This window comes from Streptomyces sp. NPDC058308 (assembly GCF_042880275.1).
In the GTDB taxonomy this organism is placed as follows: Bacteria; Actinomycetota; Actinomycetes; order Streptomycetales; family Streptomycetaceae; genus Streptomyces.
The window spans coordinates 256,028-270,361 of record NZ_JBHVZA010000009.1; the positions used below are offsets into that span (position 1 = coordinate 256,028).

The following is a 14,334-nucleotide window of genomic DNA, read 5'->3' on the forward strand; positions in this document are numbered from 1 at the left end:
TGTACCGGGGGGCGATCAGGCCGCGTCGGTGTGGGCGAGCCCCGTGCCCAGGGCGCGGGAGGCGGTGGCCTGCGCGGTGATCTGCCGGCCCCTGGCCTCGGCGGTGGGGATGGCGTCGTCGCCGGCGACGAACCGCAGCGGCGGTTCGAGCAGGTCGATGACCTTGAGAAGAGTCTCGGCGAGCCGGGCCGGGTCACCGGCCTGCCGGCCGTTCATCGACTGCCACATCGCCTTCGTGGACTTGGTGCGCTCGGCGTAGTCGTCGATCGAGAGCTCCGCCCAGCTGGTGGAGGCATCCAACAGGAGTTCGGTCCGGAAGAAGCCGGGCTCGACGATCGTCGTCGAGATGCCGTACGGCTCGACGTCGTAGTGCAGTGACTCCATCCAGCCCTCGACGCCGAACTTGGACGCGGTGTAGGCGACGCAGAACTCCTGGCCGACGAGCCCGGCGATCGAGGAGATCGTGAGGATGTGTCCGGCGCACTGGGCCCGCATGACGGGCAGGACGGCGCGGGTGATGTTCATCGGGCCGAACAGGTTCGTCTCGATCTGCGCGCGCATCTGCGCGTCGGAGATCTCCTCGAAGTAGCCGGCCTGGAAGGCGGCCGCGTTGTTGATCAGTACGTCGATGCGGCCGAACCGGGCCACGGCAGCGTCGACGGCTGCTCGGGCGGCGTCGGTGCTCGTGATGTCCAGGGCGGTGACCAGCAGGTTGTCCTGCTCACCGCCGAGCGCGCCGATCACGTTCTCGGGGCGGCGGCCGGTGGCGACGACCTGGTGGCCGGCGGCCAGAGCCTGGCGGGCGATGTCGGTGCCCAGGCCGCGGCCCGCACCTGTGACGAAGATGACCTTGCTCATGAGAAGGGGGTGCTCCTGTGTGATCGGGGTGTCGGTCCTGGGCAGTCGGCGGATACCAGGACGGCCTTCAGCTGGTCGGCGGCGCCCATGGCGTTGGGCCAGCCGGCATACGCCTGGGGGTGACGTCGCCGATGGCCTGCTGTGCTGCGGACTTCTGTTCCGGCACGATGCTGTTCCTTTCGCTGTCCTGGCTGGCGCACATCCAGATTTGCACCCATGCGCTCGGCCGTGCAGAGGAGAGTTTTTTCCTGGGAGGGAAACATCCTGGGAAGAATTCCTCCCCCTCACGCCAAGCCCCTCCGCTGCCACACTGGAGGGCATGAGTCGGACACCGCATCTGAACGAGCTGGGCGAGTTCCTCAAGGCTCGCCGCTCCGAGCTGACCCCGCGCGCCGTGGGTCTGTCGGACAGCGGCGGACCGCGCCGCGTCGCCGGGCTGCGCAGGGAGGAGGTGGCCCAGCTCGCGGCGATCTCCACGGACTACTACACGCGCCTGGAACAGGGCCGGCTGCCCCCGTCGGCGCCGGTACTCGAGGCCGTGGCCCAGGCTCTGCATCTAGACGATGACCAGCGGCGTTACGTGTTCGGCCTGGCCGGGAAAGAGACCGCGCGGCCGCGCCGCCGGGCGCGGCAGAAGGTGCAGCCGCAGCTGCGCAGGGTCCTGGACGACCTCACCTCCACGCCCGCCATCGTGATGGGCCGCCGGATGGACGTCATCGCCTGGAACCCCCTCGCGGCGGCCCTCGTGACCGACTTCGCAGCTGTTCCGGAAAAGCACCGCAATTACGTGCGGATCCTTTTCACCGACCCGGCGATGCGTACCCTGTACGCCGACTGGAAAGGCGTCGCCCGGACCGCGGTTGCGCAATTGCGCATGGAGGCGGCGAAGTATTCGGATGATCCCCGGCTGACGGCTTTGGTCGGTGAGTTGTGCGTTCAGGACGAGGACTTCCGTCAGTGGTGGGCCGCGCACCATGTCGCCACGCTGAGCGTAGGAACGAAGGTTCTCCACCATCCGGTTGCCGGTGAACTGTCCCTGGACTGGGACACCCTGACCGCAAGCACCGATCCCGACCAGCAGCTCGTCGTGTGGACCGCCGAGACCGGCTCTCCCACCCACGACGGCCTGCGGATCCTGGCCTCCTGGGTGGCCGACCAGCACCGCACCATGGCAGAACCCGCCGATTGAGCCTCCTGTGCGGTGAGGGTCCTTCTGGCGGATCTCCGCGGGGTCGCGACGCCCGGCGGGGCTGTCGGCCGGTGGCTTCCGGGGCCGACGTGGGGCGCCGCGCGGGCTACCGGGCAGGAGGGAAGGTGCCGGGCGACACCACGATGTGCCTAGTTATGCCCCGCGATGCAGCAGCCCCCGGGCGACCAGTTCGACCGTGGCGGCGACGGCGATCGCCTGGACCGCCATCAGGGCGATCAGCACGAAGAGCTGCACGGCTCCGGCGAGCACGGGCGAGGCGCCGCCGAGGAGCATGCCGACGAAGGCGCCGGGGAGGGTGACGAGGCCGACCGTGCGGGTCTGGTCGAGGCCGGGCAGCAGCGCGTCGGAGGCGGCCGGGCGGATCACCTCCAGACGGGCTTCCTGGTCGGTGAGGCCCAGGGCGATACCGGCCTCGAACTCGCCGAAGCGGGCGTGGAGTTCGTCGAGGGCGCGGCGGCCCGCGAGGACCGTCGCGGTGAGCGCTCCGCCGATGAGGATGCCCGTCACGGGGATCATCGCAACGCTCCGTACGGGAAGCAGGCCCGCGAGGGCCAGTCCGCTCACCACCGGCACGACGGGGCCCGCGATCGGCAGCGCCGCCCACCACCAGGTCCCGTTCGGCGTGATGCGCCGGCCCGCGGTGCGGGCGGCCACGGCGAACATGAGGAGCAGGAAACCGAACAGGGCCGGAGCGTGGTGCACGACCCAGCCGATGACCAGGGAGACGGCGGCCAGTTGGGCGGCCGCGCGCACCCCGGCGACGAGAATCTCGCGGGCCCGGCCGCGCGAGCCGTCGGGGGTGAGCCGGAAGACGGCCGCCGTCGTCGCGGCCACAAGGAGCAGCACGAGCAGTGCCACGGCGAGCGCGGTGTTGACCGGCAGCAGGGCTTGAGCGGCGAGGTTGCGCACGGGCTCACCCTAGATCGCGCGGCCCGCTTCCTCGGCGTGCGCTGCTCGTGCCGGGCGGGCGAGTGCTCCGCCAGGGCGTCCGACCTGAAACGATGCAGGGATAGGACGTGCAGAGACAGGAGGGCTGTATTCATGGCGCAGCAGGTGCAGGGCGTGGTCGCACGGGCGAAGGGCGAGCCGGTGCGGATCGAGACGATCATCGTGCCGGATCCGGGTCCGGGAGAAGCCGTGGTGAAGGTCCAGGCGTGCGGCGTCTGCCACACCGACCTGCACTACCGCGAGGGCGGCATCAACGACGACTTCCCGTTCCTGCTCGGGCACGAGGCGGCGGGCGTCGTCGAGTCGGTCGGCGAGGGCGTCACCGAGGTCGCGGTCGGCGACTTCGTGGTCCTCAACTGGCGCGCGGTGTGCGGCCAGTGCCGCGCGTGTCTGCGCGGCCGCCCCCAGTACTGCTTCGACACGCACAACGCGAAGCAGAAGATGACCCTGGCCGACGGCACCGAGCTGTCGCCCGCGCTCGGCATCGGGGCCTTCGCCGAGAAGACCCTCGTCGCCGCCGGGCAGTGCACCAAGGTCGACCCGGCCGCCTCCCCGGCCGCGGCCGGTCTGCTCGGCTGCGGCGTGATGGCGGGCATCGGCGCCGCCATCAACACCGGCGACGTCGGCCGGGGCGACTCGGTCGCCGTCATCGGCTGCGGCGGCGTCGGCAACGCCGCGGTCGTGGGCGCCCGCCTGGCGGGCGCCGCGCGCATCATCGCCGTGGACATCGACGACAAGAAGCTGGAGACGGCCAAGAGCCTGGGCGCCACGCACACGGTCAACTCCCGCTCCGCCGACCCCGTCGAGGCCGTGCGCGAGCTGACCGGCGGCAACGGCGCCGACGTCGTCATCGAGGCGGTCGGCCGTCCCGAGACGTACGAGCAGGCCTTCTACGCCCGCGACCTGGCGGGCACGGTCGTCCTCGTCGGGGTCCCGACGCCGGAGATGAGGATCGAGCTGCCGCTGCTCGACGTCTTCGGGCGCGGCGGCGCGCTCAAGTCGAGCTGGTACGGGGACTGCCTGCCCTCCCGCGACTTCCCGATGCTGATCGACCTGTACCAGCAGGGGCGTCTGGACCTGGACGCGTTCGTCACGGAGACGATTGCCCTGGCGGACGTGGAGAAGGCCTTCGAGCGCATGCACCACGGCGACGTGCTCCGTTCGGTGGTGATGTTCTGATGGCGGCCGACGCCACGGCGGGCGCGCCCGGCGCGCGCATCGACCACCTCGTCACGTCCGGGACCTTCTCCCTGGACGGCGGCACCTGGGAGGTCGACAACAACGTATGGATCGTGGGCGACGACAGCGAGTGTGTCGTCATCGACGCCGCGCACGACGCGGACGCCATCGCCGAGGTGGTGGGGGAGCGCAGGCTCGTCGCGATCGTCTGCACGCACGCCCACGACGACCACATCGACGCGGCCCCGGCGCTCGCCGACCGCACGGGCGCGCCCATCCTGCTGCACCCGGCGGACGCGGAGCTGTGGAAGCGGACGCACCCCGACCGCGCCCCGGACGGCGAGCTCTCCGACGGGCAGGAACTGGCCGTCGCGGGCACGGTCCTGAAGGTGCTGCACACGCCCGGCCACTGCCACGGCGCGGTCAGCCTGCACGCACCCGGACTCGGCACGGTCTTCACCGGCGACACGCTCTTCGCGGGCGGCCCCGGCGCGACGGGCCGTTCGTTCAGCGACTTTCCGACGATCGTGGCGTCCATCAGGGAGCGGTTGCTGACGCTGCCGCCCGTCACGGTGGTGCGCACCGGACACGGTGACAGCACCACGATCGGCGACGAGGCGCCGCACCTGGAGGAGTGGATCGCCCGGGGCCACTGATGCCGTCGCCTCACCCGATGTACGCCTCATGGCCCCGCGTGGTTCGCCGCGCGGGGCCATGAGGCGTACTGGCCCTGTTCCGCGATCTCATATAAGTTAGGCAAGGCTTACCTAATGGAGGTTGAGGATGGGTGTCCGTCAGAGCAGCACGACCGTGCCCACGGCGGCGGCACGCGCTCGTTCCGTGCTCGCCACCGCATGGTCCTGCGCGGTGACCACAGAGATCGGCAGGGACGAACTCGTGGGCGCGCACAGCGTCATGGAGGACGGCAGGCTCCGGCTGTCGCCGCCCGAGGACAGCGCACTGGCCGCCGCCCTGATCTGCGCGCCCCGCGGCGAGCCGTCCACCATGGTCGAGTTCGCCGACGTCGCGCCGGTGCCGCTCAGGGACCGGATCCGCGCACGGCTCTGGCTGTCCGGGGCGCTGGCGTACGACGGGCAGGACCTCGTCTTCGAGCCGACCTGCGCCGTGCTGCACGACTCCACGGGAGAGCGTGTCGGCGTCGAGCTCGACGAACTCGCCCTGGCCGTGCCCGACCCGCTCGCCGAGGCGGAGTCGCGCCTGCTCACCCATCTCGCCGACGCCCACCCGGACGCCGTCGAGCAACTCACCCGCCTCATCAGCCCGGACAGCCTGCAGGGCGTGGTGCGGGTCCGACCCCTGGCCATCGACCGGCACGGCATCTGCTTGCGTCTGGAACGCGCGCGCGGCCAGGCGGACGTCCGCCTCCCGTTCCACCAGCTCGTCGAGGACGTCACGCAGGTGACGGAGTGCATGCACGCACTCCTGATGAAGGCCCGCCTCTCAGCCACCCGGCGCGGACGGCCCGTCGGAGGCTGACCGCATCGACCGCAGGGCCAGCACGAGCACCCCGATGTCGTCCAGGAAGATAGGGTCCGGCAACAGGTCGGCGGGCAGCACGAGATAGGCGACCGCCGCCCAGAAGACCCACTGCCGCTCGACGGGAAGCCCGGCTCTGCGCAGGTCGCGCCGGGTGCGGACGAGACGTACGAGCAGTACGACCGCGACGGCGAGCGTCGCGGCGACCAGAACGGCGGCGCCGACGAGAAGTGCGGTCAGGTCCGTGCTCATACCCACGTACGGTAATCAAGTCCGGGCCCCGCGTCCCGCAGGAGTGGGGCCGGTCCGGCAACCGCCTGCTTCCTCCGTCCCTTCAGTGCCTGAGGCCACTGCGGATCATCGACATCAACAGGCCATGGGTCTCGGCGTCAGCCGCCGCGACAAGCCCCCGGCCGCCCCGTCCGACCGGCGCGCCGTCGATGCCGGTGACCACGCACCCCGCGGCCCGGCACAAGGCGATGCCCGCGGCGAAGTGCACGCTTCCCGAGAGGTCGCCGCCGTCCGTGACGTAGGCGGCCCGCCTGCCCGCAGCCACCCAGGCCACGGCCAGCGACGTGGACACGACCCGGGGGCGGAACCGCGCGACGAACTCCGGGTGGGCCAGCAGGTTCACGCCCCGGAACCCGGGCGCGCCCGGGAACGGCGGGTCCAGGTTGACGTCCACCAGCCGGGTGGCGGCAGTGGGGACCAGCGGGGCATCGATCCCCTCGTGCCGTAGCCGGGCACTTCGGCCGTCGGTGATGAAGACCTCACTGCTGAACGGGTCGGCCACCGCCGCGGGACCGTCTCGCAGCGCCACGTTGACGGCCACCAGCATGTTTCCGGCGGCGTAGTTCAAGGTGCCGCACAGCGGGTCCACCAGCCAGCGGCGCGCCGCCTCGGCGGAACCGTGCTGTCCGCCTTCCTCGCCGAGCACCGCGTCATCGGGCCGGGCGGCCCGGATGACGTCGAGGATCGCCTCCTCGGCCGCCACGTCGGCGGCGGTGGCGAAGTCGCCGGCGCCCTTGTCGATACGGGTGAGCCGCCGGCCGTACATGGCGCGCACCACCTCCGCGCCCGCGCGCGCCCCGGCCGTCGCGACCTCGGTGTCGTCCGGGCTCGTACTGGCCTTGTCGGCAGATGAGTTGATCACACCGGGCACCTTATCGAGACGAGGCCGCCCGCCCGGCGAATCCCTCCACTGTGGGAGATCTCATGATCATTGAGGGGTGCGGGCCCGGGCCGCAGGGGCTTTACTCACGCCATGACCGAAACGAATGGACTGCTGGCCGGCAAGGCCGTCATGATCACGGGTGCGTCGAGCGGGATCGGTGAGGCGGCCGCACGGCTGTTCGCCGCGGAGGGGGCGGCGGTCCTGCTCATGGCCCGCCGCGAGGAGGCGCTGGTCCGCATCGCCAAGGAGATCAACGACTCGGGCGGCCGGGCGGCGATCAGTGCGGGCGACGTCTCGGTCGCCGATGACGTGCAGCGCGCGGTCGACGCGACGCGCGAGCACTTCGGCGCGCTGGACGCGGCGTTCAACAACGCGGGGTACGCCGGCGACCAGCTGGCGCCGCTGCACGAGCTCGACCAGAACGTCTTCGACCGCACGATGGACATCAACGTCCGCGGCACCTGGAACTGCCTGCGCGCCCAGATCCCGGTGATGCTCGAAGCCGGCAAGGGCGCGATCGTCAACACGGCAAGCACCGCGGCGATGGTGGCCACCGGCGCCCCCGTGCCCTACGTCGCCGCGAAGCACGCGGTGCTCGGCATGACCAGGGCCGCCGCGGCCGAGTACGCCGCGCACGACATCCGTATCAACACGCTCGTCGTCGGCACCACGCGCACGGAAATGATCAGTCAGGTGGTCGAGGCGCGGCCGGAGCTGGAGCAGGCCTTCGTCGCCCGCCAGATGCAGAAGCGCATGGCCGAGCCGGTCGAGATCGCCCAGGCGGCCCTGTGGCTGTGCAGCGACCGCGCCTCGTTCTCCACGGGGGCGGCCCTGGCGGTGGACGGCGGTCTGACGTCCAACTGACGGACTGACCACCTCGGCGAACCGGCGCCGGGACGGTACGGGCGAGGGTGTGGGGGGCGGGTCGGCAGGGCCCCACGCCCGTCCCCGCACCCGAGAACGCCCGGACGCTCCAGCCCATGGGCCACCCCTGCCCGACCCTGCCCGAGCCCGCCGTGTCCGCTGTCCGCGCCACCCACCGCACCGCTGCGCGCGCGTCGCCCGCGCCGGCCGCCCTTCGGGTCCTACCGTGCGGCCGTGGACACCCTCATCTTCCTGCTGATCCTCGCCGCCCTGCTCGCGGTGGCACTCGACAAGCCCCGTCCCTGGGTCATCGGCCTGCTCCTCGCCTCCACGGCGGCATCGCTGCTGATGTTCGACCACCACGTCACCAGCCCGCTCGGCTACTCCTACTGACGGGGCGACGTATGAGCACCGCATTCGGCCATCGCGTCGGCAACCGACCCGACCCTCATTTCGGCAACCGCCTGGGGTTCCTCCTCGCGCACGCCTTCGTCCTCGCGTACTGCGGGATCCTCCTCACCAGCCTCGCCTTCCAGATCTTCCACGGCGACATGCCGTGCCCGCTGTGCGTGGTGCAGCGCATGGCGATGCTGCTCTGTGCCGCCGGGCCCGCCTACGTCATCGTGCGCTCCCGGTCCGGAGAGATCAGCACGGTCGACTACATGGCCGGATACGGTCTGTCGATCGTCGCGGCGGTCGCCGGGGCGGGCATGGCGACCCGTCAGGTGATGCTGCACCTCACCGACTCCAAGGGGTACGGCCCCGCGGTGCTGGGCCTGCACATGTACACCTGGGCCCTGGTCACGTTTGTCGTCGTGATCGTCTTCTCTGCCCTGAGTTTCGTCTTCGCTCCGCAGCTGATGCCCAGGGGGACGTCCTACGGCATCGGGTCCAAGGCCGTGGTCCGGCTGCTCCTCGCCATCGCCGTCGTCATCACCGTGCTGACGTTCGCGGAGGAAGGCTTCAACCTCACGCTCCCCGACGACCCCATCCGTTACGAGCTGTTCGCTTAGAGCCTGTCTTTGAACCCCCGCCTGCGCCCCGACGCTCGGCACGCACGCTCGGCGCACGGAGCCCCAGGACAGGTGGCTCCGCCACATGACCTGGAACTCCGCACGCCGATCGCACGCACCGAGCGCCGCTGCGCCCGCGCTTCGCGCGGACGACGGGGGTTCAAAGACAGGCTCTTAGGTACTCGGTACGCGCGTCAGTGACCGGTGACGTCCCAGGCGGCCTCGATCATCCGGAAGACCTCGTCCACCGCGGCGTCCGGGTCGGGCGACTCGCGGGCCAGTGAATGGGCGTCGACCACGAACCGCGCGATCGTCCGGCAGGCCGTCGTGGGCCGGGGCAGTTCGAGATCGGCGGCGATGGCCGCGGCGAGCGACTCCGCATGGCGCAGCCTCATCGACTCCTCGTACTCCCGCAGGTCGGAGGATTCGTCGATCATGCGCCAGACCGGGGCCGCGCCGTCCGCCGTGCAGTGGCGCACCAGGGCCCGCATCTCGTGGCGCAGCGCGGGGATGAGCGGCTCGTGCGGCCCCCGGTCGGCGACCGCCTGCGCGAGGCGGTGCTCGAAGTCCTCGTCCTGCTCGAACACGAGCGCCTCTTTCGAGGCGAAGTGGGAGAAGAGCGTGGTGACGGCCACGTCGGCCTCGGCGGCCACGTCACGGATACCCACCGCGTCGTACCCGCGTTCCAGGAAGAGCCGCAGGGCGGTGTCGGCGATCTTCTGGCGGGTCGCGGCCTTCTTGCGCTCACGGCGGCCGGGCGGCTCGGTCATGGCCTGATGCTATCAGCCGCGAAACAATAACCGTTGTTAAAAGCTAACCGTTAGTGTTACGTTCGGCGGCATGAAGAAAGTGACCTTCGCCGAGTTCGGCGGCCCGGATGTCCTGCACCTCATCGACGCCGAGGAGCCCCACGCGGGCCCCGGCCGCATACGCATCGCCGTACGGGCGGCGGGAGTGAACCCCGTCGACTGGCGGGTCCGGGAAGGCCAGGTCCTGGGGGCTCATCCGACCGAGCTGCCCTCCGGAGTGGGCCTTGATGCCGCAGGGGTGGTGGACGAGGTCGGTGAGGGCGTCGAAGGGGTCGAGGTCGGCGACCACGTTTTCGGTGAAGGGGCGAGCACCTACGCCGAGTTCGCCGTCCTTTCGGCCTGGGCCCGCATGCCCGAGGGGCTGACGTTCGAAGAGGCGGCCGGGTATCCCTCCGTCGTGGAGACCGCGCTGCGCGTCATCCGTGAGAGCGGGGTGCAGCCCGGGCAGACGCTCCTGGTCAGCGGCGCGTCCGGGGGAGTCGGATCGGCGGTCCTGCAGATCGCCCGTGAGCGCGGCATCACGGTGATCGGCACGGCCGGCGCCGCGAACCAGGACTATCTGCGCGGCCTCGGCGCCATCGCCACCACGTACGGCGAGGGCTGGGTCGAGCGGGTGCGGCAGCTCGGTCAGGTCGACGCAGCTCTCGATCTGGCGGGCTCGGGCGTGATCCGCGAGCTCGTCGAGCTGACCGGGGACCCGCGGAAGGTGATCTCCATCGCCGATCTCGGTGCGCCGGAACACGGTGTCCGTTTCTCCGGTGTGGCAGGGAGCGTGCCGGACGCGCTGAGCGAGGCCGCCGGTCTCATCTCGCGGGGAAAGCTGCACATCCCGGTCGAGAAGTCGTACACGCTCGCCGAGGCGGCGGCCGCGCACGTCGACAGCAAAGCCGGTCACACGCGCGGGCGCCGGGTCATGGTCATCTGACGTTCGGGGCGGGCGCGTACGCATGAACGCTCAGCCACGCGTCCGACGGATTCAGCTGGTACGTCGGCGGGGAACCGCGATGTCCTTGACCGCGATGTCCTCCTTGGGTGAGGTGTTCTCGATCGGCATCACTTTCAGAGCGGCAGTGCGCACACCGCGACCGGCGCCGTGAACGGCTTGCCCGTGAGACGGAGATTTCCGGTGCGTCCGTCGACCTGAAAGACACTCACCGAATTCGACTTCTGGTTCGCGGTGAACAAAAGCCGTTGGGACGGCGAGAACGCGAGCTGTCGCGGAAAGTCGCCGTCGACGGAGACCGTGTCCAGCAGTCGCAGCCGGGCCCCGCCGCGCTCGATCGCGTACCGCGCGATGCTGTTGTGGCCCCGGTTGGCGAGGAAGGCGAAGCGTCCCTCGCGCGTCACCACGATCTGGGCCGGGTAGTTGGTGCCTCCGTCGGCGCCCGTCGGCTGCGGCTCGCCCGGGGTGAGACGGCCGGTGGCGGGGTCGTACGCGCAGACGACGACCGTGTTGTCCACCTCGTTGGCGAGGTACGCGAAGCGGCCCGAAGGGTGGAAGGTGAGGTGGCGGGGGCCCGCGCCCGGCCGCACGGTCACGTGCGAGACACGGCTGAGCGTGCCCGCCTTCTCGTCGAGGCGGTAGGTGTAGACGGTGTCGTTGCCGAGGTCGACGGCGAGGACGTGGCGGCCGTCGGGCGCCGTGCTGATCTGGTGGGCGTGCGGACCCTGCTGGCCGGGACCGGGCGGCGGCTCTGAGTGCTCGACCAGGTCGGTCCGCTCACCGAGCGCCCCGGACGCTTGGACGGGGTGGACGGCGACACTGCCGGAGGCGTAGTTCGCACTGAGCAGCCACCGCCCGCCGGGGTGCACCCAGAGGTGACAGGGGCCCGCGCCGCCGGTGTCCCGGGTACCGAGCACCTCGTGACCGCCGGACGGCGAGAGCGCCACGGCGGTCACGCCGCCCTTCTCGCGCTCGTTGACGGCGTAGAGGGTCCGGCCCGAGGGGTGCAGCGCCAGATAGGAGGGGTCGGGGACGCCGGTGAGCGTACCGGTGCCGGTGATGCGCCCCGTCACGTCGTCGTACGCCGCCAGGCCGATGCCCCCGCCGCCGCCCTCCCGCGAGGTGTACGTCCCCAGGAACAACGGCCGTTCGCCGCGCGGCCGGTGGGCGGCGGAGGATGCGGGGTCGCGGTGGGCGCGGTGGGCGCGGTCGGGACGTTCCCGTTCCGCCTCGGTCGGCGAGGCACAGCCCGAGGCGGCGGACACCGTGCCCGCCACGGCCACTCCCGTCAGCGCGCCGAGGAAGCGCCGCCGCCCGGGACCGCCGCCGGAACCCGTGACCGGCTCTGTCCCACTGCTCATGCCCGCACCTCGTTCATGCCTGCACCTCGTGCGTCGGTGGTGACGGATGTGGCAGACACAGTGTCCCGTACATGATTGCTCGGGCAAGAGACGAAGCGGGCCGTGTCCGATCCTGTGCTCATCTGCTGCGGCAGCCGGCCTGACGCCCCCGGGTTGACCCTTACGTCGCGTCAGGCTGCAGGCTGTGCGTCGACGAAAGGCGAGATCCATGAGTTACACCGTCGGTCAGGTCGCCGATTTCGCGGGCGTCACCGTCCGCACCCTGCACCACTACGACCGCTCCGGGCTGCTCACCCCCGGCGAGCGCAGCCCCGGCGGCTACCGCCTGTACAACGACGCCGACCTCGCCCGGCTGCAGCAGATCCTCTTCTACCGCGAGCTCGGCTTCACCCTCGACGAGACGGCCGAGATCCTGACGGGACCGCAGGCCGACGCCCTCGGCCGGCTGAAGGCCAGGCACCGGGCGCTGCGCGAGCAGATCGACGAGCTGGAGCGCCTCGCTGACGTCGCCGAGCGGGCCATGGAGCTGCAGCGGACCGGGGTGAGTCTCAGCCCCCGGGAACGGTCCGAGGTGTTCGGCGAGATCACCTTCGACCTGAGCTACGCCACCGAGGCCGAGCTGAAGTGGCAGGACAGCGCGGGGCACCGGGCGGCCATGGAGAGCGCCGCCACGCACTCCAAGGAGGACTGGGCGCGGCTCATGGGTGAGGTCGCGCGCTGGCGGGAGGAGCTGCTCGCCGCCTTCGACGCCGGGGAGCCCGCCGAGGGCGGACGGGCCCGTGACCTGGCGGAGGCGCACCGGCAGCACCTCGCCCGCTGGTTCACCCCGTGCCCGCCCGAGATGCACGTGCGCATCGCGGACGACTTCGCCGACGACCCGCGCGCCTTCGCCCTCGTCGTGCCGACGTCCCAGCAGCGGCCGGGGCTCGCCGCGTATCTGCGTACGGCGGTACGCGCCAACGCGAAGGCGCGGGAGAGCCAGGAGGCTGGACACGAGCAGGAGGCCGGACACGAGCAGGAGGGTGGACACGAGCAGGCGGCTGGACACGAGCAGGCGGCTGGACACGAGCAGGAGGCTCGACATGAGCCTGAGGGTGCCCCGGTGACCGGTGACCCTCACCCTATAGCTGAGGTTGAGAGTGGCCGCGGAGCCGGCTCGGACCCCGAAGGAAACCGATGACGCGCATCCTGATCGCAGCAGCCGGTTCGTACGGCGACGTCGCCCCCTACACCGGCCTCGGTGTCCGGCTCCGCGAAGCCGGACACGATGTCGCGCTCGCTACGCACGGCTCGTTCGCGCCGCTCGTCGCGGCCGCCGGCCTGCGGTTCCGCGAACTGCCTGCCGATACGGACGACCAGCGGCGTGCGGACGGGCGGGGAGAACTCCTGCGGGCTGCCGCGGGCTTCGTGCGCGCACTCGGCGGCGGCCTCGTCGACGCGGCCGTGCGCGGCACGGACCTGCTGGTGCTCTCCACGACGACGGCGCCGCTCGGCTGGCAGCTGGCAGAGGCCATGGGCATACCGTCCCTCGGGGCGTACCTCCAACCCGCCCACCCCACCCGGGCGTTCCCGCCCGTCGTCGGGGCCACGCGGTCCCTCGGCGGCTTCGGCAACCGCGTCCTCGGCGGATTCGCCCTGCGCATGGTCGACCGGGTCTACGCCGACGCCGTACGCGACCTGCGCGTCCGCCTCTCGCTGCCCGCCGCGACGCCGGGCCGGGTCCGCGCCCGGCAGGAGCGGGCGGGCTGGCCGGTCCTGCACGGCTTCAGCCCGGCCGTGGTGCCGAGACCCGCGGACTGGCGGGCCGGGCTCGACGTCGTCGGCAACTGGTGGCCGCACCACGACCCGGCGAGCGGCCTGCCGCCGGACCTCGACGACTTCCTGCGGGCCGGGCCGCCGCCGGTGTTCATCGGGTTCGGCAGCATGGCGGGCGGAGACGGCGAGCGGCTGAGCGAGCTCGCGGTGCAGGCGCTGCGCGCGGCCGGGCTGCGGGGCGTGCTGCAGGCGGGACGGGCCGGTCTCTCGGCGTCCGGCGACGACATCCTGACGGTCGGTGAGGTGCCGCACTCCCTGCTGTTCCCCAGGGTGGCGGCCGTGGTGCACCACGCGGGCGCGGGCACCTCGGCGGCGGCACTGCGCGCGGGCGTCCCGGCCGTCCCCGTACCGGTCACCGCGGACCAGCCCTTCTGGGCCGGCCGCCTCGCCTCCCTCGGCGCGGCGACCGACCCGATCCCTTTCAAGGGCCTGACCGCACCTCGTCTCGCGGACGCGCTCGGCCGTGCGGTGCGCGAGGAGACGTACGCGCGTTCCGCTACCGGCCTCGCCCGGACCATGGCCGCGGAGGACGGCGCGGAGCAGGTCCTCAAGGCGGTCGAGAGGCTGGCCTAGGCCCTGTCGTCAAACTCGCGTCTGCCTCGCGACGCCTGGCACGCACGCTCGCCGCGTTGTCGGGCTCATCCCGGTACGCCCAGTACCGGG

The 14,334-nt window shown here is 71.7% G+C and carries 15 protein-coding genes and 1 pseudogene; 10 read left to right on the top strand and 6 right to left on the bottom strand.

From position 1 onward, the window contains the following. Positions 1 to 15: 15 nt before the first annotated feature. Positions 16 to 858: an SDR family oxidoreductase gene (locus tag ACFVYL_RS15495; protein WP_389715832.1), complete on the bottom strand. Its 843-nt coding sequence runs from the start codon at positions 856 to 858 to the stop codon at positions 16 to 18. A gap of 319 nt (positions 859 to 1,177) precedes the next feature. Here ACFVYL_RS15495 and ACFVYL_RS15500 point away from each other — a divergent pair, with 319 nt between their 5' ends. After that, a complete protein-coding gene (locus tag ACFVYL_RS15500) occupies positions 1,178 to 2,047 on the top strand; it encodes a helix-turn-helix domain-containing protein (RefSeq protein WP_389715834.1) in 870 nt (289 codons plus the stop codon). A 153-nt stretch (positions 2,048 to 2,200) separates the two neighbouring features. On the opposite strand, the gene ACFVYL_RS15505 is transcribed toward ACFVYL_RS15500, so the two are convergent. Continuing rightward, positions 2,201 to 2,977, bottom strand: coding sequence for an ABC transporter permease (locus ACFVYL_RS15505; RefSeq protein ID WP_389715837.1), 777 nt, complete (start codon positions 2,975 to 2,977; stop codon positions 2,201 to 2,203). A 132-nt stretch (positions 2,978 to 3,109) separates the two neighbouring features. Here ACFVYL_RS15505 and ACFVYL_RS15510 point away from each other — a divergent pair, with 132 nt between their 5' ends. The 3 genes from ACFVYL_RS15510 (at position 3,110) to ACFVYL_RS15520 (ending at position 5,692) form a co-directional block, all read left to right on the top strand. Beyond that, positions 3,110 to 4,195: an S-(hydroxymethyl)mycothiol dehydrogenase gene (locus ACFVYL_RS15510; protein WP_389715838.1), complete on the top strand. Its 1,086-nt coding sequence runs from the start codon at positions 3,110 to 3,112 to the stop codon at positions 4,193 to 4,195. Then, entirely contained in the window at positions 4,195 to 4,851 is a 657-nt protein-coding gene (locus tag ACFVYL_RS15515) for an MBL fold metallo-hydrolase (protein ID WP_389715840.1), read from the top strand. Before ACFVYL_RS15510 ends, ACFVYL_RS15515 begins: the two co-directional genes overlap by 1 nt. 127 nt (positions 4,852 to 4,978) lie before the next feature. Continuing rightward, positions 4,979 to 5,692 carry a DUF2470 domain-containing protein gene (locus ACFVYL_RS15520; RefSeq protein ID WP_389715843.1) on the top strand — a complete coding sequence of 238 codons (714 nt, stop codon included), beginning with the start codon at positions 4,979 to 4,981 and terminating at the stop codon, positions 5,690 to 5,692. On the opposite strand, the gene ACFVYL_RS15525 is transcribed toward ACFVYL_RS15520, so the two are convergent. Together ACFVYL_RS15525 and ACFVYL_RS15530 are read right to left on the bottom strand one after the other, a co-directional pair. Further along, positions 5,657 to 5,944 (bottom strand): hypothetical protein, encoded by a 288-nt coding sequence (locus ACFVYL_RS15525; RefSeq protein WP_389715845.1) that lies wholly within the window; start codon positions 5,942 to 5,944, stop codon positions 5,657 to 5,659. The two genes, ACFVYL_RS15520 and ACFVYL_RS15525, sit on opposite strands and share 36 nt — an antisense overlap. 82 nt (positions 5,945 to 6,026) lie before the next feature. After that, positions 6,027 to 6,845 (bottom strand): inositol monophosphatase family protein, encoded by an 819-nt coding sequence (locus ACFVYL_RS15530; protein WP_389715847.1) that lies wholly within the window; start codon positions 6,843 to 6,845, stop codon positions 6,027 to 6,029. Between the two features lie 111 nt (positions 6,846 to 6,956). Between ACFVYL_RS15530 and ACFVYL_RS15535 the strand changes: the two genes are divergently transcribed. The 3 genes from ACFVYL_RS15535 to ACFVYL_RS15545 all read left to right on the top strand — a co-directional run bounded on the left by ACFVYL_RS15535 (position 6,957) and on the right by ACFVYL_RS15545 (position 8,743). Then, positions 6,957 to 7,730, top strand: coding sequence for an SDR family NAD(P)-dependent oxidoreductase (locus tag ACFVYL_RS15535; RefSeq protein WP_389715850.1), 774 nt, complete (start codon positions 6,957 to 6,959; stop codon positions 7,728 to 7,730). A 234-nt stretch (positions 7,731 to 7,964) separates the two neighbouring features. Further along, the gene (locus tag ACFVYL_RS15540; protein WP_389715852.1) at positions 7,965 to 8,123 is read left to right on the top strand and encodes a DUF5993 family protein; all 159 of its coding nucleotides are present in this window, start codon (positions 7,965 to 7,967) and stop codon (positions 8,121 to 8,123) included. 11 nt (positions 8,124 to 8,134) lie between these two features. Further along, positions 8,135 to 8,743, top strand: coding sequence for a disulfide bond formation protein B (locus tag ACFVYL_RS15545; RefSeq protein WP_389715854.1), 609 nt, complete (start codon positions 8,135 to 8,137; stop codon positions 8,741 to 8,743). Positions 8,744 to 8,937: 194 nt separating this feature from the next. Here the strand turns inward: ACFVYL_RS15545 and ACFVYL_RS15550 are convergent, their stop codons facing one another. After that, positions 8,938 to 9,513, bottom strand: coding sequence for a TetR/AcrR family transcriptional regulator (locus ACFVYL_RS15550; protein WP_389715857.1), 576 nt, complete (start codon positions 9,511 to 9,513; stop codon positions 8,938 to 8,940). A 70-nt stretch (positions 9,514 to 9,583) separates the two neighbouring features. On the opposite strand from ACFVYL_RS15550, the gene ACFVYL_RS15555 reads away from it, so the two are divergent. Next, complete coding sequence (locus ACFVYL_RS15555; protein ID WP_389715860.1) at positions 9,584 to 10,477, top strand: NADP-dependent oxidoreductase; 894 nt, start codon at positions 9,584 to 9,586, stop codon at positions 10,475 to 10,477. Positions 10,478 to 10,611: 134 nt separating this feature from the next. Here ACFVYL_RS15555 and ACFVYL_RS15560 read toward each other — a convergent pair whose 3' ends face one another. Next, a complete protein-coding gene (locus ACFVYL_RS15560; RefSeq protein ID WP_389715862.1) occupies positions 10,612 to 11,856 on the bottom strand; it encodes a lactonase family protein in 1,245 nt (414 codons plus the stop codon). A 208-nt stretch (positions 11,857 to 12,064) separates the two neighbouring features. Here ACFVYL_RS15560 and ACFVYL_RS15565 point away from each other — a divergent pair. Both ACFVYL_RS15565 and ACFVYL_RS15570 read left to right on the top strand, forming a co-directional pair. Then, a pseudogene (locus ACFVYL_RS15565) lies at positions 12,065 to 12,835 on the top strand (MerR family transcriptional regulator); the annotation flags it as partial. 197 nt (positions 12,836 to 13,032) lie between these two features. Then, the gene (locus ACFVYL_RS15570; protein WP_389715864.1) at positions 13,033 to 14,244 is read left to right on the top strand and encodes a glycosyltransferase; all 1,212 of its coding nucleotides are present in this window, start codon (positions 13,033 to 13,035) and stop codon (positions 14,242 to 14,244) included. Positions 14,245 to 14,334: the final 90 nt, after the last annotated feature.